Annotated in this window: 16 protein-coding genes; 8 read left to right on the plus strand and 8 right to left on the minus strand. The window is 71.1% G+C overall.

Annotated elements, in window-relative coordinates:
• Position 1 precedes the first annotated feature (1 nt).
• From CBF90_RS04170 to pyrR, 4 genes are read right to left on the minus strand one after another with little or no spacing between them, the layout of a single operon-like run.
• Positions 2-526 (minus strand): hypothetical protein, encoded by a 525-nt coding sequence (locus tag CBF90_RS04170; RefSeq protein WP_036304570.1) that lies wholly within the window; start codon positions 524-526, stop codon positions 2-4.
• On the minus strand, positions 523-1,833 hold the full coding sequence (locus CBF90_RS04175; protein ID WP_023950594.1) for a dihydroorotase: 1,311 nt from the start codon (positions 1,831-1,833) through the stop codon (positions 523-525). The genes CBF90_RS04170 and CBF90_RS04175 overlap by 4 nt, the downstream gene beginning before the upstream one ends.
• On the minus strand, positions 1,830-2,795 hold the full coding sequence (locus tag CBF90_RS04180; protein WP_088379979.1) for an aspartate carbamoyltransferase catalytic subunit: 966 nt from the start codon (positions 2,793-2,795) through the stop codon (positions 1,830-1,832). Before CBF90_RS04180 ends, CBF90_RS04175 begins: the two co-directional genes overlap by 4 nt.
• On the minus strand, positions 2,792-3,322 hold the full coding sequence (gene pyrR, locus CBF90_RS04185; protein WP_023950589.1) for a bifunctional pyr operon transcriptional regulator/uracil phosphoribosyltransferase PyrR: 531 nt from the start codon (positions 3,320-3,322) through the stop codon (positions 2,792-2,794). The genes CBF90_RS04180 and pyrR overlap by 4 nt, the downstream gene beginning before the upstream one ends.
• Before the next feature lie 144 nt (positions 3,323-3,466).
• Between pyrR and mvk the strand changes: the two genes are divergently transcribed.
• The 6 genes from mvk to CBF90_RS04215 are packed head-to-tail and all read left to right on the plus strand — an operon-like array spanning position 3,467 to position 9,841.
• Positions 3,467-4,471, plus strand: coding sequence for a mevalonate kinase (gene mvk / locus CBF90_RS04190; protein WP_172407784.1), 1,005 nt, complete (start codon positions 3,467-3,469; stop codon positions 4,469-4,471).
• Positions 4,468-5,436 carry a diphosphomevalonate decarboxylase gene (mvaD, locus tag CBF90_RS04195; RefSeq protein WP_088379981.1) on the plus strand — a complete coding sequence of 323 codons (969 nt, stop codon included), beginning with the start codon at positions 4,468-4,470 and terminating at the stop codon, positions 5,434-5,436. Before mvk ends, mvaD begins: the two co-directional genes overlap by 4 nt.
• Positions 5,433-6,578, plus strand: coding sequence for a phosphomevalonate kinase (locus CBF90_RS04200; RefSeq protein ID WP_064956537.1), 1,146 nt, complete (start codon positions 5,433-5,435; stop codon positions 6,576-6,578). Before mvaD ends, CBF90_RS04200 begins: the two co-directional genes overlap by 4 nt.
• Positions 6,568-7,647: a type 2 isopentenyl-diphosphate Delta-isomerase gene (fni, locus tag CBF90_RS04205; RefSeq protein WP_064956536.1), complete on the plus strand. Its 1,080-nt coding sequence runs from the start codon at positions 6,568-6,570 to the stop codon at positions 7,645-7,647. Before CBF90_RS04200 ends, fni begins: the two co-directional genes overlap by 11 nt.
• The gene (locus CBF90_RS04210) at positions 7,644-8,690 is read left to right on the plus strand and encodes a hydroxymethylglutaryl-CoA reductase (RefSeq protein WP_088379982.1); all 1,047 of its coding nucleotides are present in this window, start codon (positions 7,644-7,646) and stop codon (positions 8,688-8,690) included. The genes fni and CBF90_RS04210 overlap by 4 nt, the downstream gene beginning before the upstream one ends.
• On the plus strand, positions 8,687-9,841 hold the full coding sequence (locus CBF90_RS04215) for a hydroxymethylglutaryl-CoA synthase (protein WP_023950574.1): 1,155 nt from the start codon (positions 8,687-8,689) through the stop codon (positions 9,839-9,841). The genes CBF90_RS04210 and CBF90_RS04215 overlap by 4 nt, the downstream gene beginning before the upstream one ends.
• A 152-nt stretch (positions 9,842-9,993) precedes the next feature.
• On the opposite strand, the gene CBF90_RS04220 is transcribed toward CBF90_RS04215, so the two are convergent.
• On the minus strand, positions 9,994-12,900 hold the full coding sequence (locus CBF90_RS04220) for a UPF0182 family protein (protein WP_023950572.1): 2,907 nt from the start codon (positions 12,898-12,900) through the stop codon (positions 9,994-9,996).
• Between the two features lie 41 nt (positions 12,901-12,941).
• The gene (locus tag CBF90_RS04225; RefSeq protein WP_088379983.1) at positions 12,942-14,063 is read right to left on the minus strand and encodes a PDZ domain-containing protein; all 1,122 of its coding nucleotides are present in this window, start codon (positions 14,061-14,063) and stop codon (positions 12,942-12,944) included.
• Positions 14,064-14,188: 125 nt separating this feature from the next.
• Here CBF90_RS04225 and CBF90_RS04230 point away from each other — a divergent pair, with 125 nt between their 5' ends.
• A complete protein-coding gene (locus CBF90_RS04230; RefSeq protein ID WP_088379984.1) occupies positions 14,189-15,610 on the plus strand; it encodes a zinc-dependent metalloprotease in 1,422 nt (473 codons plus the stop codon).
• A 789-nt stretch (positions 15,611-16,399) separates the two neighbouring features.
• Here the strand turns inward: CBF90_RS04230 and CBF90_RS04235 are convergent.
• Together CBF90_RS04235 and nudC are read right to left on the minus strand one after the other, a co-directional pair.
• On the minus strand, positions 16,400-18,154 hold the full coding sequence (locus CBF90_RS04235; protein WP_088379985.1) for an ATP-dependent helicase: 1,755 nt from the start codon (positions 18,152-18,154) through the stop codon (positions 16,400-16,402).
• Positions 18,151-19,059 carry an NAD(+) diphosphatase gene (gene nudC, locus CBF90_RS04240; protein WP_064956532.1) on the minus strand — a complete coding sequence of 303 codons (909 nt, stop codon included), beginning with the start codon at positions 19,057-19,059 and terminating at the stop codon, positions 18,151-18,153. Before nudC ends, CBF90_RS04235 begins: the two co-directional genes overlap by 4 nt.
• A gap of 65 nt (positions 19,060-19,124) precedes the next feature.
• On the opposite strand from nudC, the gene CBF90_RS04245 reads away from it, so the two are divergent.
• Complete coding sequence (locus CBF90_RS04245; protein ID WP_023950558.1) at positions 19,125-20,399, plus strand: aminoglycoside phosphotransferase; 1,275 nt, start codon at positions 19,125-19,127, stop codon at positions 20,397-20,399.
• The last annotated feature ends 24 nt before the right edge of the window (positions 20,400-20,423 follow it).

Raw genomic sequence — 20,423 nt, forward strand, 5'->3', positions numbered from 1 at the left:
GTCACGCGTCGCCTCCTGGGGTCTGGGTGGGGGTCACGATGGTCTGAATGGCTTCGGCCAGCGCACGGGCCGAAGCGGTCTGGGGCCGGAAGTAGCTGTCGACGATCGTCTCGTCGTCGATCAGCCAGCTCAGGCGGGTGAGGCCCTGCTTCTCGACGACACGGTCGATCGCGACGGTGGCCTGATCGACGGAGACGATGCGTTCTGCCGAGATGAACAGGCGCGGCTGACCGGTCAGGTCGATGGCCACGCCGTCATCCGCGCCTCCCGCAGCGACGATGACGTCGACGCGAGAGCGGAATCCGAGCCCGCGGATGGCGAGGCGCTCGAGCGGCTCGTCGTGGCGGGTCGTCGCGACGTAGAGCCCCGAGATCACCGCCGTCGACACGGCGTCGGCGGGGAGTTCGCCGACGGGTGCCGTGAGGCCGCTGTCGCGCCTCGTTCGTCGTCGCCAGGCCCAGACCCCGAGCGCGAGCAGCGCCAGGGCGACGGCCACCATGACGAGCAGCGCACCCTCGCGGGTCACGGGCGTGCTCCCGGACGGTCGAGCAGGTCGCCGTCGGCGACCGTCGCCGTCCCGCGGAAGAACGTCCAGCGCACCTCGCCCGGCAGTTCGCGGTCGAGGTAGGGCGAGTTGACGCTGCGGCCGCGCAGATCGGCGTCCGTGAAGGTGCGGACCGGGCGCGGGTCGTAGAGCGTGAACGAGGCGGGGCGGCCCGCCTCGAGCGGCGTGCCGGCATCGGCCAGGCGACCGATCCGAGCGGGAGCCGTCGAGAGCACGCGGGCGACGTCGTCCCAGTCGAGCAGTCCGGTGTCGACGACCGCCTGCTGCACGACACGCAGCGCGGACTCGAGACCCACCATGCCGTTGGCCGCCGCCGCCCATTCACAGCTCTTCGCCTCGGCGGGGTGCGGCGCGTGGTCGGTCGCGACGATGTCGATCGTGCCGTCGGCGAGGCCCTCGCGGACCGCCCGCACGTCCTCGTCGCGGCGGAGCGGCGGGTTGACCTTGAAGCGGGCGTCGTAGCCGCGGACGAGCTCTTCGGACAGCAGCAGGTGATGCGGTGTCACCTCGGCGGTCACGTTCACGCCGCGCTTCTTCGCCCACCGGATGATGTCGACGGAACCGGCCGTCGAGAGGTGGCAGACATGCAGACGCGAGCCGACGTGCTCGGCGAGCAGCACATCGCGCGCGATGATCGACTCCTCGGCCACCGCCGGCCAGCCGGTGAGGCCGAGTTCGGCCGACACGGTGCCCTCGTTCATCTGAGCGCCCTCGGTGAGCCGCGGGTCCTGCGCGTGCTGGGCCACGACCCCGTCGAACGATTTCACGTACTCGAGGGCGCGGCGCATGATCAGCGGGTCGAACACGCAGAAGCCGTCGTCGCTGAAGACGCGCACCCGCGCGCGGGAGGCGGCCATCGCGCCGAGCTCGGCCAAGCGCTCGCCCTTCTGCCCGATCGTGACGGCGCCGATCGGCTGCACGTGCACGTAGCCGGCGGCCTCGCCCAGGGCGAGCTCCTGCTCGACGACGCCCGCCGTGTCGGCGACGGGCGAGGTGTTCGGCATCGCGAAGACGGTGGTGAACCCGCCCGCCGCCGCGGCGCGCGAGCCCGTGAGGATCGTCTCGGATGCCTCGTAGCCCGGTTCGCGCAGATGGGTGTGCAGGTCGACGAGCCCGGGCAGGGCGATGAGTCCGTCGGCGTCGACCACGGTCGCTCCGCCGGCGCTCAGGCTCGAGCCGACCTCGGTGATCATCCCGTCGGAGACCACCATGTCGATGGCGTCGCCGCCGGCCCGGCGCGCCCCGCGGATGAGGAAGCTCTCGCTCATCGTCCGTCCTCCTCAGCTTCGGTGCGCTCCCCCGCGAGCAGCAGGTAGAGCACGGCCATCCGCACCGAGACACCGTTCGCCACCTGCTCGAGCACGGTCGAGCGCGGCGAGTCGGCGGCGGCGGCGGAGATCTCCATCCCCCGGTTCATCGGGCCGGGGTGCAGGACAATGCTATCGGCCGGAAGCGCCGCGAGTCGCGCAGCGTCGAGGCCCCACGTGCGCGAATACTCCCGTTCAGTCGGGAAATACGCCGCGTTCATGCGCTCGAGCTGGATACGCAGCATCATGAGCGCGTCCGGCCCGTCCGCGATGGCCTCGTCGAGGTCGTACGCGAGGCGGACCGGCCAGGCCGTGACGTCCTGGGGAACGAGCGTGGGGGGCGCGACGAGGGTCACCTCGGCGCCGAGGGTCGTCAGGAGCCAGACGTTGGATCGCGCGACGCGCGAATGGAGGATGTCGCCGACGATCGTCACCCGGAGGCCGGAGAGGTCGCGGCCGCGACTGGCATCGCCGAAGAATCGCTTGCGGATGGTGAACGCGTCGAGCAGGGCCTGCGTCGGATGCGCGTGCGTGCCGTCGCCGGCGTTGACGACTCCCGCGCTGATCCACCCGCTGGTGGCGAGCGTCTGCGGAGCTCCCGACGCGCCGTGCCGGATCACGACCGCGTCGGCCCCCATCGCCTGGAGCGTCTGCGCGGTGTCCTGGAGGGACTCCCCCTTGGACACCGACGATCCCTTCGCCGAGAAGTTGATGACGTCGGCGGACAAGCGCTTGGCGGCCGCCTCGAAGGAGATCCGGGTGCGCGTGGAGTCCTCGAAGAAGAGGTTCACCACGGTCTTGCCGCGCAGCGTCGGAAGCTTGCGGACCTCGCGCTGCTGCGTGGCGGACATGTCTTCGGCGACGTCGAGAATGCGCAGGGCGTCGCGCCGATCCAGACCCTTGGTGTCGAGCAGGTGCCTCATGAGCCGATCGTCACCTCCTCGACGCCGTCGACCTCGCGCAGGCGCACGTTGACCCGCTCATCGCGGGCGCTGGGGAGGTTCTTGCCGACGAAGTCGGGGCGGATGGGGAGCTCGCGGTGACCGCGGTCGACGAGAGTCGCGAGTCTGACGGCCGCCGGGCGGCCGATGTCCTGCAGCGCGTCGAGGGCCGCACGGATCGACCGTCCCGAGAACAGCACGTCGTCGACGAGCACGACGACCTTGCCGTCGATCCCGCCCTCGGGGATCTCCGTCGGCTGAGGTGCCCGCGTCGGGTTGCGGTGCAGATCGTCGCGGTACATCGTCACATCGAGGGCTCCGACCGGGACGACCGTCCCGGAGATCTCCGCGAGGAGAGAGCCGATGCGCGCGGCAAGGGGAACGCCCCGCCGCGGGATGCCGAGGATGACGAGGCCGGCGGGTCCCCTGTTCGACTCGAGGATCTCGTGGGAGATCCTCGTCAGGGCCCGGGCGATGTCGGCTTCATGCAGCACGGTGCGCGTGCTCATCCGCCGCTCCCTTCTCCGCCTCACAGGACGGGGTTAAAGGTTGCTGGGTGCGGGGGCCATGATAGCGGTCCAGACCGCCTCCGAGCACATCGTCGTCCTCTCGGGCCCCGCCCGGGAGCAGGCTGTTACGCTCGACGAAATTCCATGACTGCACCGACCGACGTCCCCATCGCACCGGACGCCCGTCTGCACGTGGCAACGCACGGCTCGGCCGCGGAGCCCGGAGCGACGGGTCGCGCCGGTGCGAAGGCTATCCTCCTCGGCGAGCACGCGGTCGTGTACGGCCGCCCGGCGATCGCGATCCCCGTGCGCGCCCTCGGAGTCGAGGCGCATGCACGTCCCGCCGACGACCGCGGCCACCTGTCGAGCACCCTCTACCACGGGCCCATCGCCCAGGCGCCGGACCGCCTGGGCGTCACCCTGACAGCGATGCGGGCCGCGCTTGCCGCGGCCGGCCGGCCGGGCGCCGCACTCGACATCGCGATCGAGAGCAGCATCCCGGCCGAACGCGGGCTCGGCTCGAGCGCCGCCGTCTCGGCCGCGGTCATCGAGGCCGTGCTCGGTGCCTGCGGGTTCGCGGCCGATGACGAGACGATGCACGAGCTCATCCAGACCGCCGAACGCGCCGCGCACGGCGCACCGAGCGGTCTCGACGCCCGCACGGTCCGCGCCCGTCAGGCCGTGTGGTTCGACCGAGGTCGCATCGAGCCCGTCTCGGTGGGCGACGACCTCGTCTTCGTCATCGCCGACACGGGGGTGCGCGGGCGCACCCGCGAGGCCGTTGCGGCCGTCGCGCACCGCCGCGAGGAGGACCCTCGTGGCGTGGAGTCGGCTCTGGACGAGCTCGGCGAGCTTGCGACCGCGTTGCGCCGCGAGGTCTCGACGGCCGACCGCGACGCGATCGGGAGTGCGATGAACCGCGCTCACGAGCTGCTGAACGGACTGGGCGTCGGAGACCCCGCCCTCGACCACCTCGTCCACGCGGCCATGGCGGGCGGCGCACTGGGAGCCAAGCTGACCGGCGGGGGTCGCGGCGGCTGCGTCCTCGCGCTCGCCCGCGACACCGCGTCCGCCGAGGAGCTCGGCGGACGACTCACCCGCGCCGGCGCCGCCGCGGTCTGGACCACCACCGTCGAAGGAGTGGCATGAGCACCGCGACAGCCATCGCGCACCCGAACATCGCACTCGTGAAGTACTGGGGAAAGCGCGACAGCACGCTGAACCTCCCCGCGACGGGGAGCCTGTCGATGACACTCGACATCTTTCCGACCACCACGACCGTGAGCCTCGACGAGGACGCCGCCGGCGACATCCTCGTCTTCAACGGCGACGAGCGTGCCGACGGACCCGCGGAGCGCGTCACGCGATTCCTCGACATCGTCCGGGAGCTCTCGGAAAGCGCGGTCGCCGCTCGTGTCGAGACGGTGAACACGGTTCCGTCGGCGGCCGGACTCGCGTCGTCGGCCTCCGGATTCGCCGCACTGGCCGTCGCTGCCGCGCACGCCTACGGACTCGACCTCGACGCCCGCGCCCTCAGCCGCCTCGCCCGCCGCGGGTCGGGGTCGGCATCCCGTTCGATCATCCCCGGCTTCGCCATCTGGCACGCCGGCGACAGCGATGAGACGTCATTCGCCGAGGCCGTCGACGCGCCCGACCTGGCGATGGTCGTCGCGATGGTCGAGAAGCGCGAGAAGCCGGTCTCCAGCCGCGAAGCCATGCGTCGCACGGTGCTGACCTCGCCGTTCTACCCCGCGTGGGTCTCGTCGACCCCGGAGAGCCTCGACGCCGCCGCCGAAGCATGCCGCGCCGGCGACGTCGAGCGCCTCGGGCGGATCACCGAGGTCAACGCGCTGCGGATGCACGCCCTCATCCAGTCGTGCGATCCGCCCATCCGCTACCTGAGCCCGGTCAGCGTCGAGATCTTCGATCGCGTCGCCGCCCTCCGCGACGCGGGCATCGGAGCGTGGGCCACCGCCGACGCGGGTCCCAACGTCGTCGTGCTGACGCGACCCGAATCGGTCACCGCCGTCACCAACGCACTCGAGGGCATCGCCGAGCTCGCCGTCGCGCGCCCCGGCCCCGCCGCAGCCCTCGTCACGCGAGCAGGCGAATGACGCACGCCGAGACCACCGGCGCGATCGTCGCGCACGCGCCCGGAAAGCTCTTCGTCGCCGGCGAGTACGCCGTCGTCTCTCCCGGCGAGCCCTCGGTGCTGATCGCCGTCGACCGCTACCTGACGGTGTCGCTGACCGAGAGCGTCGACGCGGGCAGCATCCACTCCCCCGAATACAGCCGGATGCCGGTGCGCTGGACCCGCGGTCAAGACGGGCTGACCCTGGACCGCGAGCATCACCCCTACGACTACGTCATCGCGGCGATCGAAGCCTGCGAGCGGCTCCGGGCCGAGCGGGGGCTGCGGCCGCGCTTCTTCGACCTGTACATCGAAAGCGGTCTCGACGATCCCAGCGGACGCAAGTTCGGGCTCGGCTCGTCCGCCGCGGTCACCGTCGCGACCATCGCCGCGATCGACGAGTTCTATGGTTTCGAGCTGGGCACCCGGGGCCGGTACGAGCTGGCGATGCTCGCGACCATCGCCGTCGCCCCTCACGCTTCTGGCGGCGACGTCGCCGCCAGCACGTACGGCGGGTGGATCGGCTACCGCTCGCCCGATCGCGACCGGCTGCGCGCGGCCCGAACGCAGCACGGCGTCGCGGACGTGCTCGGGTCCGAGGCCTGGGACGGTGCCGAGATCATTCGCCTGACTCCCCCGTCGGGTCTCGACCTGCTCGTCGGCTGGACCGGGCACCCGGCGTCCACCGAGCGACTCGTCAGCGGGGTCTCGCGCGGCACGAACGTCACCGGCGACGCCCACACCGGGTTCCTGGAGGCCTCGCGCGAATGCGTGAGCGACCTGTGGCGGGCCCTCGCGGGACGCGGGGCCGACGCTGCCGGTCATGCGGTGTCGGACGACGATCTCGCCCTCGACGCGATTCGCCGCAACCGGCGCCTGCTGCAGGGCCTCGGCGCACGCACGGGCGTGACCATCGAGACCGACCGGCTGCGCATCCTGTGCGACGCGGCCGAAGCGATCGGTGCCGCCGGCAAGCCCTCCGGCGCCGGCGGAGGCGACTGCGGCATCGTGCTCGCCCCGGCCGACGCTGACGTCGCCGGCATGCTCCGCGTCTGGGAGACGAACGACATCCGACACCTCACGATCGGCGTGCATCCGCCGGAAGGAGAGCACCATGCCGGCTGAACAGGCTTCCGAGCGCAAGGACGACCACGTCCGTCTCGCCGCTGCGCAGCAGAAGGAGACGCCGCGGCCGAACGGCTGGGACGACGTGCGCTTCGTGCACCACGCCCTCGCCGGCGTCGACGCCGACCGCGTCGACCTCGCCGTCGATGTGGCCGGCGCTCGGTGGGAGCTGCCCTTCTACGTCAACGCCATGACCGGCGGCAGCGCCTCGACGGGTGCGATCAATCGCGACCTCGCGATCGCCGCGCGCGAGACCGGCGTCGCGATCGCCTCCGGCTCGCTGAGCATCGCCCTCGACAACCCCGAGCTCATGGGCACGTTCCGCGTCATCCGCGACGAGAACCCGGACGGCTTCGTCATGGCCAACGTCGGGATCGAACGATCGCCGGACGACGCGCGACGCGCGGTCGAGGCGCTCGAGGCCAACGCCCTCCAGGTGCACGTGAACGCGATGCAGGAGACCGTCATGCCGGAGGGCAGCCGCTCTTTCTCGAGCTGGCCGGCCTCGCTCGAGGCCATCGTCGCCGCCGTCGAGGTTCCCGTCGTCGTCAAAGAGGTGGGATTCGGTCTGAGTGCCGACACGCTCTCCCGCCTCGGATCGATCGGGGTCCGCTTCGCCGACGTCTCCGGGGTCGGCGGTACCGACTTCATGCGCATCGAGAACGACCGGCGCTCGGGCCGTGACTACGCCTACCTCGCCGGTTGGGGGCAGTCGGCGGTGGAGTGCCTGCTCGAGGCGCCGGCAGACGCGCCCGTCCTGCTCGCCTCGGGAGGAGTCCGCACACCGCTCGACGTCGCCCGCGGCCTCGCCCTCGGCGCTCGCGCCGTCGGCGCGTCCGGATCATTCCTCTCCGTCGTGCTCGACGGCGGTGCGGATGCCCTGATCTCGCGCATCCGGGAATGGTCAGACCACCTGACGGCGTTGCACTCTCTGGTGGGGGCGACCCGTCCGGACGACCTCCGCCGAACCGACCTGATCATCCACGGACGCGCGGCCGAGTACGCCCGCGCCCGAGGCATCGACATCGACAGCCTGGCGCGCCGCGCCGGCGGGAAGGACGCGCGATGAGCGCCGAGTTCACCCCGATCCCCCTCCGGTGGGTGGGACCGCTTCGGCTGACCGGAGACGTCGAAGCCGAGCAGGAGGTGCCCCTCGCGACCTATGAGTCGCCGCTGTGGCCGTCCGTCGGCCGCGGCGCACGCATCTCGCGACTCGTCGACGACGGCATCCGCGTCACGGTCGTCGATGAGCGGATGACGCGCTCGTCGCTGTTCGTCGCCGACACCGCGGCCGCCGCCGTCGCGGCATCCCGCGCCATCATCGCGCGCTTCGACGAGCTGGCCGCCGCTGTATCGGAGCGCAGCCGGCACGCCAAGCTCATCGACCTCGACACCGAGGTCGTCGGCAACCTGCTCTACCTCCGCTTCGCCCTGACGACCGGCGACGCCTCGGGCCACAACATGGTCACCTTCGCCGCCGAGACGCTCATGGAGCGTGTGCTCTCGTGGCACCCGGAGCTCTCCTACGGCTCGATCTCCGGAAACTACTGCACCGACAAGAAGGCGACCGCCGTCAACGGCATCCTCGGACGCGGGCGCAACGTCATCGCCGAGATCCTCATCCCCGCAGACCTCGTCGAGAAGCAGCTGCGCTCCTCCGCGCAGCGCATCGTCGACCTGAATGTCCAGAAGAACCTCGTCGGCTCGACGATCGCCGGGGCCCTGCGCTCGGCCAACGCCCACTACGCCAACATGCTGCTCGCGTTCTACCTGGCGACCGGTCAGGACGCCGCGAACATCGTCGAAGGCTCGCAGGGCTTCACCTGGGCCGAGGTCCGCGGCGAGGGCGACCTCTACTTCTCCTGCACGCTCCCCCACCTCATCGTCGGCACCGTCGGCAACGGCAAAGACCTGCCCGCCGTCGACGATGCGCTCGCCCGCCTCGGCTGCCGCGACGAGCGCCCCTCCGGCGAGAACGCCCGGCGCCTCGCCGGCCTGATCGCCGCCACCGTCCTCTGCGGCGAGCTGTCCCTGCTCGCCGCCCAGACCAACCCCGGGGAGCTCATGCAGTCGCACCTGCTCCTCGAGCGCAGGAAGGATTCCACGAAGTGACCACCATCGGCATCCACGACCTCGCCGTCGCCACCGCCTCGCACGTCGTCGAGCTCGACGATCTCGCGTCGCGCGCCGACATCGACCCCGCGAAGTTCCGCGTCGGGCTCGGTCAGGAGCAGATGAGCATCCCGGGTCTGGACGAGGACATCGTCACGATGGGCGCTGCCGCCGCGCAGCGCATCATCGATCGCCACGGTGTCGACGGCATCCGCACCCTGTTCTTCGCCACCGAGACCGGGATCGACCAGTCGCGCGCGGCGGGGGTGCACGTTCACGAGCTCCTCGGACTGCCGCGCTCCGTCCGCGTCGTGGAGCTGAAGCAGGCGTGCTACTCGGCCACCGCCGCGCTGCAAGCCGCTGCCGGACTCATCGCGCGCAATCCCGACGAGCGCGTCCTGGTGATCGCCAGCGACGTCGCCCGCTACGAGCTCGACACCGCCGCCGAGCCCACGCAGGGTGCCGGGGCCGTCGCCTTCCTCGTGTCCGCCGACCCCGCGATCGCTGTTCTCGAGACCGCCGCCGGTGTCTACACCGCAGAGGTCGACGACTTCTGGCGCCCGAACGACAGCGTCACCGCGGTCGTCGACGGCAAGCTCTCGGTCAGCGCCTATCTCGACGGCGTTGCAGGCGCGTGGGACGACTACCGTTCGCGCGGCGGCGTCGACATCGATCAGATCGACTGGTTCTGCCACCACCAGCCGTTCACGAAGATGGCGGTCAAGGCGCACCGCGCCCTCGGGCAGCACCTGGGTGTCGAGCTCGCCCCCGAGCTGGTGACCGCCACGACCGGCTACAACCGCCGTATCGGCAACTCCTACACGGCGTCGCTCTACATCGCCCTGGCGGCTCTCCTGGAGGGCGAGAACGACCTGACCGGATCGCGCATCGGACTCTTCAGCTACGGCTCGGGGTCGGTCAGCGAGTTCTTCACGCTCGTCGTCCAGCCGGGCTACCGCGAGGCGACGCGCGGCGCCGAGACCGAGGCGATCCTCGCGGCCCGCACCCCGGTGGACGTGCCGACTTACCGCGAGCTGCACGATGCGGCGCATCGCGACAGCACCGTCGATGTGGAGATCGCGCCCGACTCCCCCGGCCCCTTCCACTTCGCCGGACTCTCCGGCCGCGCCCGCCGCTACACCCGCGACTGACCCGCGCTCGCTCCGCGAGAGCGCACGAACGCACGGTTCCAGAACCCTGGCACCGTGCGTTCGTGCATTCTCGCCGCTGAGCCCGAGCGGATGCAGGCCGCACGCACAGAGGGCCCCGACCGGAGTCGGGGCCCTCTGTCATGCGGCGGGGGTCAGTTCTGGCCCTGCTCGCCGAGCTCGAGCAGACGCGAGATCGCTTCCGTGAGCTTGGCGTCGGCGGCGCCGTACGCGGCCCAGTCCGCGTTCTGCATCGCGGTGTTGCGCTCGGCGAGAGCGTCACGGGCCTGGTTGAGCGCCGTCTGGTAATCCGAGCTCGGCGTCGTCGGCGCCGTTCCGCCGTCACCGGAGTCCGGGGTCGCCTCGTCGCCCGGGCTGGGCTCGGGAACGACGTCGGTGTCACCGGTGCTCGCACCCGAGTCGCCGCCGAACAGCTTGTCGAGGGCTTCCTGCAGCGTGTCCTCGAAGGCGACCTGATCGCCGAAGCCGACGAGCACCTTCTGCAGGGTGGGGAGCTTGGTCGCTCCCGACGACTGCACGAACACGGGCTGAACGTAGAGCAGACCGCCGCCCACGGGAAGGGTCAGGAGGTTGCCGTTGATGACCTCCGACTGGCCCTGGCGCAGGATGTTCGAGAACGACGAAACGACGGGGTCGGCGTTGAAGGTGTTCTGCACCTGGCCGGGGCCCGGAACCGGTGTCTCGGCGTTGACCTCCAGCATCCGGAGCTTGCCGTACTCGGGGCTCACGACCCCGGCCTCGGAGCCCGCATCGGAGTCGACCGAGAGGTACCCCATCAGGACGTTGCGCGTGTCCTGACCGCCGGGGATGAACGACGAGAACATCGAGTACGACGGCGCGTCCTGACCGGGCATCTTCATCGTGAGGTAATACGGCGGCTGCAGCTGGGTGTCCTGCTGCGGGTCGTTCGGCGTCTTCCACGCGTTGTCGCGCGAGTAGAACGACTGGGCGGTGTCGACGTGGTAGGTGCCGAGCATCGCCCGCTGCACCTTGAACAGGTCGGTCGGGTAGCGCACGTGGCTCATGAGGTCGCCACTCATCTCGCTGATCGGCTTGAGCGTGTTCGGGTAGACCTTCTGCCATGCCTGCAGCAGCGGATCCGTCTCATCCCACGCATAGAGCGTCACCTCGCCCGAGTAGGCGTCGACGGTCGCCTTCACCGAGTTGCGGATGTAGTTGATGTTGTCCAGCGCGACGCGCGGCTGCGGGTTGGACGAGTCGGAGATCGCGTCGCTGAGGCTGACGATCGACGAGTAGGGGTAGTTCGCGCTGAGCGTGTAGCCGTCCACGATCCACACGATGCGTCCGTCGACGACCGACGGGTAGGGGTCGTTGTCGAGCTCGAGGTACGGCGCGACCTTCTGCACGCGCGTCGCGGGGTCGCGGTCGTACAGGATCTGCGACTCCTCGTTGATCGCGTCCGAGAACAGGATGTCGGTCGACTGGAATTTCAGCGAGTAGATCAGACGGTGGAAGACGTCGCCGATCGACGGACCGCCGTCGCCCTCGAACGTCGTCTTGGTCTGGCTCTCGCCCTCCTGGCCACGCGGGTAGTCGAGCTCGATGGGCGACGAGCCCTCGGGGGCCCCGACGATCGAGTACGTCGGCGAGAACTCGCCGAAGTACACGCGCGGCTCGTACTTCTGGCCGTTCGTCAGCTCACCGGATGCCGGGATGCCGCGCTCGACGAAGACCGGGTTGCCGTCAGCGGTGCGCTCGTTGCCCTTGGCGGCGACCATTCCGTAACCGTGCGTGTAGACGAGGGTCGTGTTGTACCAGGATGCCGCGTCACCGAGCTGGTTGACGTTGAGCTCGCGCACCGAGACGACGGTGTCCTGCGACTGTCCGTCGATCTCGTAACGGTCGACGTCGAGGGGCTCGGCGAACTGGTAGTACGAGCGGTACTGCTCGATCTGACGGACTGTCGGGCCGATGATCGCGGGATCCATGATGCGGATGGATGCCGTCGTGTCGGCGTCGGCGCGCAGCTGACCCGGCTCGACATCGGTCACGGCCTGGAAGTCGGTCTTCTCGAGCCCCGAGATGCCGTAGGCCGCCTTGGTGCCCTCGATGTTGCGCTCGTAGTACTGCGACTCGAGCGTCAGCTGGTTCGGCCGCACCTGAACGTTGTTGACGAACCACGGGTAGGCGACGCCGACGACGAGCGAGGTCACCACCAAAAGGCCCGTGCCGATGAGCGGGAAGCGCCAGCGGCCGATCACGGCGGTGACGAAGAAGAGCACGGCCACGATGGCCGCGGCGATCGCGAGGATCGTCTGTCCGGGGATGACGGCGTTGACGTCGACGTAGCCGGCGCCCGTGATGCGGTCATTGGGGGTGACCAGGGTGCGGTAGCGGTCGATCCAGATGCTCACGCCCTGCACCAGCAGGTAGATGCCGGCGATGACGGCGAGCTGGATGCGCGCGGACTTCGAGATGCGCAGCTCGCGCTGGCCGACACGGACCGAGCCGTAGAGGTACGACACGAGGGCGGTGACCAGGAGGCAGACGATGACGATCGCCGAGACGAAGCCCACGGCCGCCGAGAGGAACGGCAGGGTGAACAGGTAGAAGCCCGTGTCGAGCCCGAACTGCGGGTCCGTGGTTCCGGTCGTCCCACCGTTGATCCACAGGGCGACGGTCTCCCACTGCGCCGAGGCGGCGAAGCCGGCGAAGAACCCGAAGAAGGTCGGGATGCCCCACATGCCCAGCCGGCGCAGCGGTTCGACGACCTCCTGATAACGGTCGAGCTGCGAGCTCAGGCGGGCGTAGACCGGTCGCAGCCGATAGGCGAGCTGGATCGAGAGCCAGACAGGCACTGCCATCGCGACGAATCCGACGACGAACATGATCGCGCGGGCCGCCCACTGCGTCAGCAGCACGCCGTCGAAGCCGAGTTGACGGAACCACAGCCAGTCGGCGTACAGGCTCGCGAAGATGAAGAAGGCCACCACCACAGCCGCGATGACGGCGAGGGTGATGCCGACAGCGCGGCGGGATCTGCTGGGTGTGGCCGGATTCGGCACTGAGGTCGTGGTCACCCCTCCATCCTAGGCGCCGCCCGCTGGGGGGAAGCCGAGCCTCAGCCCGCGGTGCAGGTCGGCAGGGCGTCGAGATCGCCGCCCTCGCTGACCGTCTCGACGACCGAGAGCGCGTCGTCGAGATCCGCGACCGAGAACACGCGGAGGCCGTCCGGGATGTGGCCCACGACCTCGTTGCAGTTGCGCTCAGGCGCGAGGAACCAGGCCGCACCCGCATCCTTGGCGCCGTAGAGCTTCTGTCGGATGCCGCCGATCGGCCCGACGTTGCCGGTCGCGTCGATCGTGCCGGTTCCCGCGAATCGCTCGCCGCCGGTGAGCTCGCCGGGGGTGAGCGTGTCGATGATCCCCAGGGCGAACATCATCCCCGCGCTCGGGCCGCCGACGTTGTCGAGCTGGAGGGTGACGTCGATCGGGAAGTCGAAGTCCTGCGCGATCGTGACACCGATGACCCACCGCGTTTCGCCGTCGGTCGTCATCTGCTTCGGGGTGACCTCGACGGATCGCTGCTGACCGGACCGGTCGACCTCGAGCATGAGCGCGCGTCCGCCCGCCGTATTGACGGCGTCTCGCAGACCCGCCGTGGTCGTGACGGGCTGCCCGTCGACCGAGCGGATCACGTCGTCCGGCTCGAGGATGCCCGCCGCGGGCGAGTCGTCTGCGAGCTGGTGAACGCGCACGAGGGAGGTGACGTCGTAGCCGAGCTCGGACAGGGCCGCGGCGGTGGCTTCCTTCTGCGAGTCGACCATGAGCGCGGCGTTCTCATCGTTGCGCTGCTCAGTCGTGACGCCCTCGGGGAAGATCTCGTCGATGGGGACGACGGCGCGCGCCGGGTCGAACCAGGCGGCGGCGAGCTCGAGCCACGACGGCGTGCGCTCGCGGTTGCCGAGGACCTCGACGGTCAGGAGGTCCAGGGTGCCGGAGGTCGGGAACGTCTCGGCGCCCGAGATGCTGATGAGGGGGCGCTGCTCGCCGTCGCCGGAGGCCACGGACCCGAGGGTGTCGTACACGGGTCCCGGCCGCTGGATCACGAAGGAGGTGGGCACGATCGTCAGGATCAACAGCGCGACCAGGGAGAAGGACACCGCCCAGAGTCCCGCGAGGGAGGCCCGGCTCATGCGGCGTCGGGGCGCGGGGACGGGGGCGTTCTCGTCGAAAAGTGACACGTGCTGCTTTCTGATCCCGGTCGTTCGCGACCGGCGAAAGCGAACGAGGTCCGTTCGCGCCGTGCGACGAGGTCGTGCGGCTAGCGTAGAACGCGAGCTGACCGCCCTGCTGAAAGGCGCCTGACATGGCTGATGACGACCGCTCTCCCGAGGACGAGTTCCAGGAGCTGCTCCGCAACCTGCTGGGCCAGGGCGGCACGCTCGGGCCCGAGCAGCTCGAGCGTCTGTCGGCCATGGGGGTCGACCCGGCGATGCTGCACCAGATGATGCAGCATCTCCAAGGCGCCTTCGCCGCCGGAGGCGACGGCGGCGTCGACTGGAGCGCGACCCGCACACAAGCCCTCCACCTGGCCAATAAGGACGGACACGGCATCAGCGCCGGCGACCGGCAGGACTTCTCCGACGCGTTCGCCCTGGCGACGCTGTGGCTGAGTGAGGCCACGACGATCTCGGACCTGCCCGCACCGCCGCGCGCACTGACCCGTGGCGCGTGGGTGGAGGCGACGCTGCCGGTGTGGCAGGAGCTGGCCGAACCGGTCGCGACCTCGGTCGCCGACGCCCTCACCGCCGCGCTCGAGTCGCAGGCTCCGGAGGAGATGCAGAGCATGATCGCCGGGGCCGGCCGGCTCATGCGGACCGTCGGGGGCTCACTCTTCGCCGCGCAGCTGGGCGCTGTCGTCGGCAAGCTCTCGCTCGAGGTCGTCTCGGGCGGTGATGTGGGCATCCCCGTCATGCCCGACGGTGAGGCCGCGATCCTGCCGCAGAACTTCGCCGACTTCGGACGCGATCTCGGCATCGATGACGAGCAGCTCGCTCTGGCCCTCGCGACGCGAGAACTGGCCCATGCCCGTCTGTTCCGCCATGCCCGGTGGCTGCGGCTCCACGTGATCTCGCAGGTCACCGACTTCGCACGGGGGATTCATGTCGACACCGACGCCCTCGAGGAGCTCGCGTCGCGCTTCGATCCCTCCCAGCCCGAAGAGCTGCGCCAGGCGCTCGAGAGCGGCGTGCTGCTTCCCCAACGCTCCGAGGCGCAGGCCGCCGCGCTCACCCGGCTGGAGCACCTGCTCGCGACGATCGAGGGCTGGGTCGACGTCGTCTCCGCCGATGCGACGACTCGTCTGCCCGCGGCCGACCGGATCTCCGAGGCGGTACGCCGCCGCCGGGCCGTCGGCGGCCCTGCCGAGCAGGCCATGGCCTCTCTCGTCGGGCTGGAGCTGAGACCGCGGCGGCTGCGCGAGGCCGCAGCCATGTGGCGTGCCATCACGGATGCCGTCGGCGCCGATGCCCGCGACAGCCTGTGGGACTATCCCGACCTCATGCCCACCCCCGCCGACGTCGACGACCCTGCAGCCCTGATCGGGCGACTCCAGGCCCGCGCGCGGGGCGAGGCTCCCGAGCGCGATGAGATGGACGACGCGCTCGACGCGCTACTGGCCTCCGCCGCGGCCGGCGACGACGCCGGGACAGCCGAGGGCGACGAGGCGACCGACGATCCTCGCGGCCGTCGGGACGAGGACGGCCCCGAGGGCCCTGCGCCCGTCTGACCGGGTCCCGACCAGCCGCGCCGCGCCGCCGAGTCCCGCTCCTCCCCAGCGGCGCGGGACCACCGGGCCCGCCCTCGGGCTGTGGAGACGCCGGCACGTCGGCGGGCGGGCTGTCGAGAATCGGGGTCATGCTCCGTCTCGATGCGTCCGCCGCGCCGCTGTGGCGCTCTCCCTCGGCCCTGCAACTGGGCGATGAGCCCGGAGCGGCGGTGCTCGACCCCGTCGAGCCGTGGCACGAGCGCGTGATCCACGCCCTGGTGAACGGCATACCGGATGATCTGTTCGACACGATCGCCCGCGACGCGGGCGCTCCTGCAGATGAGGTTCCCCGGCTGCGCCGGCTGCTGTGCCCGGTGCTCGCAGAGCCGCGCCCGCGGCCGTCCGTCGCCCTCTCTTTCGGCGACGACGTCGGTCCCGCCGATCGGCGAACGGTGCAGCATGCGTTCGCGGCGGCGGGAGCCCAGGTCGGGGCGGCGCAGGCCGCCGCGAACGCCAGGGTCCCGGGGCGGGTCGTCGTCCTGGTCGCCTCCCGTCTCGTCGAGCCGCGGCGAGCCGCTGCGCTCGTCGCCGACGACCTCGCTCACCTGACCCTCGAGCTCGCCGGGGACCGTGTCACGGTCGGGCCGCTCGTCGTACCGGGCCGGACGGGCTGCCTGGCCTGCCTGCATGAACATCGACGCGACCGGGATGCCGCGTGGCCGGTGCTCGCCGCACAGCTCCTGGGCCGTCCGTGTCCTCCGACAGATCCGGCGCTCATCTCGGCCGCCTGCGCGATGTCGCTGCAGCTGATCAGCGCGCCGGTGACGGAGCGGACCCGGTCGATGACGCTGCGGGCGTCGTTCGGCGAGCCGACGTGGCACGACCACGAACCTCATCCAGCGTGCTGGTGCCGATCTCCCGGACGAAGCGAGACACCTGCCGTTCGTAGCGCCCCGAGGTCCGAGCCCACGACAGCGTCAACGTTCGCGCAGCTCGCGTAACACCCACGTAGGCCAGTCGGCGCTCCTCGTCGATCTGCTCGAACGTCGTGGCGTAGGCGATCGGCAGCAGTCCCTCCGCAAGGCCCACGAGGTGGACGTGCTCCCACTCGAGGCCCTTCGCGGCGTGAAGGGTCGACAGCGTCACGGTCCGCGTGGCGATCTCGTGCTGATCCTTCGCCCGCACCTGCAGCTCATCGGTGAACGCCCGCATCGTGGTACCCGCCGGCGCCTCCTCGGCGAGGCGGAGCAGCGCCGCGCGCGCCTCCCAGGCGTCACGGAGCGGACCGCCCGCCGGGGGCGGCTCGTCGCTCAGACCGAGCGAGCGCAGGATCGACCGGACGTCGGCGACGAGGTCGCCGGACGAGGGCGCCACGGACGCGCCGCGCAGGGCCATCACGGCCTGGCGCACCTCGGGGATGTCGAAGAAGCGTGCGCCTCCGAGCACCGCGGCGGCGATGCCGCGCCGCGCCAGCGCCGCCAGGAGCGGCGCCGACTGGGCGTTCACCCGATACAAGACGGCGATGTGGCGCGGATCGATCCCCCGCGCGAGCTGCTCTGCGACCGCTTCGGCCACGCCGTCCGCTTCGGCGGTGTCATCGGCGAATGCACGGATCGTCGGGCGCGGATGATCGGGGGTCGCGCGATCGGCCGTGAGCTCGAGAGCCCCGGGGCGGCCCCGCATGAGAGCGTTCGCCACGGCGACGACGCCCGCCTCGGAGCGGTAGTTGCGTTCGAGCCGCAGAATCCGCGCATCCGGATGCCGGGTGCCGAATTCCAGCAGGTACGACGGGTCGGCGCCCGCGAAGGAATAGATCGTCTGGCTGGCGTCACCGACGACGCAGAGATCACGGCGTTCGCCCAGCCAGAGCTCGAGCAGGCGGTGCTGCACGGGCGAGACGTCCTGGAACTCGTCCACGGTGAAGTGGCGGTACTGCTCGCGCACTTCAGCGACGACGCGCGGCTCGGCCTCGAGCATCCCCGCGCACGCGAGCAGCACGTCCTCGAAGTCGAGCTGCCGCCGCTCGTCCTTCACCTGCTCGTACGAGCGCTGCAGCGCGACCACCGCGTCGAGCGAGAGCGAGCCGACCGGTTCGGGCCTGTCGAGGGCGTATCGCTCGATGGAACGCATCGTGATCTTCCGCCACTCGATACGCGTCGCGACATCGCGCAGGACGGCCGGATCGGGGTCCAGCCCGATCGCGTCGGCCGCCTGCGCGAGCAGCCGCACCTTGCTTCCCAGGATCGTCGGCGCAGCGTCGCCGGCGAGCTGCGGCCAGAAGTAGTTCAGCTGTGCCAGAGCCGCGGAGTGGAACGTGCGCGCGGCGACGCCGCCGACGCCCAGGGCGCGCAGTCGACCCCGCATCTCCCCCGCGGCTTTCGCCGTGAAGGTGACCGCCATGACCCGGTTCGGCGAGTACGCGCCGGTCTCGACGCCGTGCGCGATGCGGTGGGTGATGACGCGAGTCTTCCCCGACCCGGCACCCGCGAGCACGCACACGGGACCGCGCAGCGCAGAGGCCGCCTCGCGCTGCTGCTCGTCGAGTCCGGCGAGAGGATCTGTCATGCGTCGTCCCCGCACCAGTCGACGATCAGGCGACGAGCGATCGAAGCGGAGCCGGGCAGCATCACCGGCCCTGCGCCCGCGAGCGAACTGCGGATCTCCGCGCGGTCGAACCAGCGGACGGCGACGATCTCGTCGCCGTCGGGACGTGCTCGCGAGGCGTCGGTCGCCACAGCGTGGAAGCCGAGCATCAGGGAGCGCGGGTACGGCCACGCCTGCGACCCGCGGTAGACGAGGTCGTCGACGACGACGCCCGCTTCCTCGGCGACCTCGCGACGGATCGCGGTCTCGAGGGATTCGCCCGCTTCGACGAATCCGGCGAAGGTCGAGAATCGGTTGTCCACGGCCCACGCGGCGTTCTGCCCCAGAAGCAGGCGCTCGTTGCCGGCGTCACTGACGGCGACGATCACAGCGGGATCGGTCCTCGGGAACTGTTCCCGGCCGCATCCCGTGCACACGCGCGACCACCCGGCCGACCGCAGCCGCGCGGGCGCTCCACAGCGCGGGCAGAAGCGGAAGTCGGCGAACCAGCGGCCGAGGGCGACCGCCGTCACGAATGCTCCCGCATCCTCGTCGACGAGGTCGCCGCCCGACATCCGCAACGAGGCCCAGCTGTCGTCGCCGTCGTCGCCGCCGTCGGCGGGGATCGCCTGCGCGGCGATGAGCCGGGCCGAGCCGTCGGCGGCGCGCCCGAGGAAGGCCCATTCGGTCGTTCCCTCCTCGTCCGCGACGAACTCGGGAGCTTCCCAGACGAGGCGGTCGCCCCGAACCCGGGCTCGGTCGCCCCGTACCGTCACCACGCGCGTCGTCGGGTCGGCGCGAAGACGGTCGAGGAGCGTTTCGTCGGAACGTTCTTCCGGTGACGGCTCGAAAACGGACCGGGCCAGCGCCGGCGGCTGCATTCGCATCTCGGGGACCTCTCTCGCGGGCGTGGCGCGTCGGCCTGCGCGGCCGCCCGACCTACCCTGATGGCATGGCTCGCTCTCCCTTCACTCTAGCCGCGTCCGTCAGTTCGGCTCTTCCCGGCGCCGCAGTCGTGGCGGCGGCGGAATTGACCGAGCGGGCGGACGGGCGATACGACAGCGCGCTGGTGACGCTGGAGGACGGACGACGCGTCGTCGTGCGCGTTCCGGTCGACGTCGACGCCGACCTCGAGCTCGTCGCCGACACCCGTGCGCTCCGTGCGCTGACCCCCGGGGTGCGCGGGCTGCTGCCGTTCGAGGCGCCCACGGTGCTCGGCACCGCCCGGATGGGAGGCTTCACCGCCGTCGTGCAGGAATACGTCCCGGGGTACCGTGTCGAGGCCGGCCACATCCCGCCGGGTCGCGGCGCGGCCTGGTCGCTCGGATCAGCGATCGCGCGCGTCCACGCACTCCCCCACGCGGTCGCCCGCGACGCCGGTCTGCGCACCCGCACGAGCGCCGAGGTGCGCCAGGACGCCGAGCGCCTGCTCGACCGCGCGGAGGCGACGGGATCGCTTCCGTTCGGGCTGCTCCGCCGCTGGAGCACCGCGCTCGGCGAGGATCGGCTGTGGCGGTTCGAGGCCACCATCACCCTCGGCGGCGTCGACCCCGGTCGTTTCGTCCTGAGCGACACCGCAGCCGGCCCCACGGTAACGGGCCTGCTCGCGTGGCACGGTCTGGGCGTCGGCGATCCGGCCGAGGATCTGCGCTGGCTGGCTTCGGCACCCGACGCTCGCGACGACGTCCTCGCAGCGTACGCCGAAGCGGCGCACCACACGCCCGATGCCGCGCTGGCCGCACGTTCCCGGCTCTACGCCGAGCTGGAGTTCGCCCGGTGGCTGGCTCACGGACACGAGACCGGCGCAGAGCGGGTGGTGGAGGACGCCGTCGCACTGCTGTCCGCGCTCGACGAGGGCGTTCGCGACGAACCCCTTCTTCCGGAGGACTACAGCACCGTCGACGACGCGCTCGAGCTGCTCGGCCGTACCCCGACCGCGGTGACGGCCGGTGACACCTCGATGCAGACCGACACCTACGACCCGGCGCTGCTGGCCGCCTACCTCGCCGACCAGGACACCGCCGAGCAGGCCGACATCGAGACGATCCCGATCGACCTGTCCGATTGGACGCCCGACGGCGCGTCGAGCGACCGGCGCGGCGACACCGGCGCCGCCCCCACCGTCCCCGCGTCGGCGCCGGATGGGTCGTCGGCGGACGACACCGACGATCCCGAGCACGCCGAGGCGGCCCGCAACGCGCTGCGGCGGTGGTCTTCGGCCGAGTGAGGTCCCGGGGCCGACGCCGCAGGA

It is taken from the genome of Microbacterium sp. AISO3 (assembly GCF_002204305.1).
Classification (GTDB): domain Bacteria; phylum Actinomycetota; class Actinomycetes; order Actinomycetales; family Microbacteriaceae; genus Microbacterium; species Microbacterium arborescens.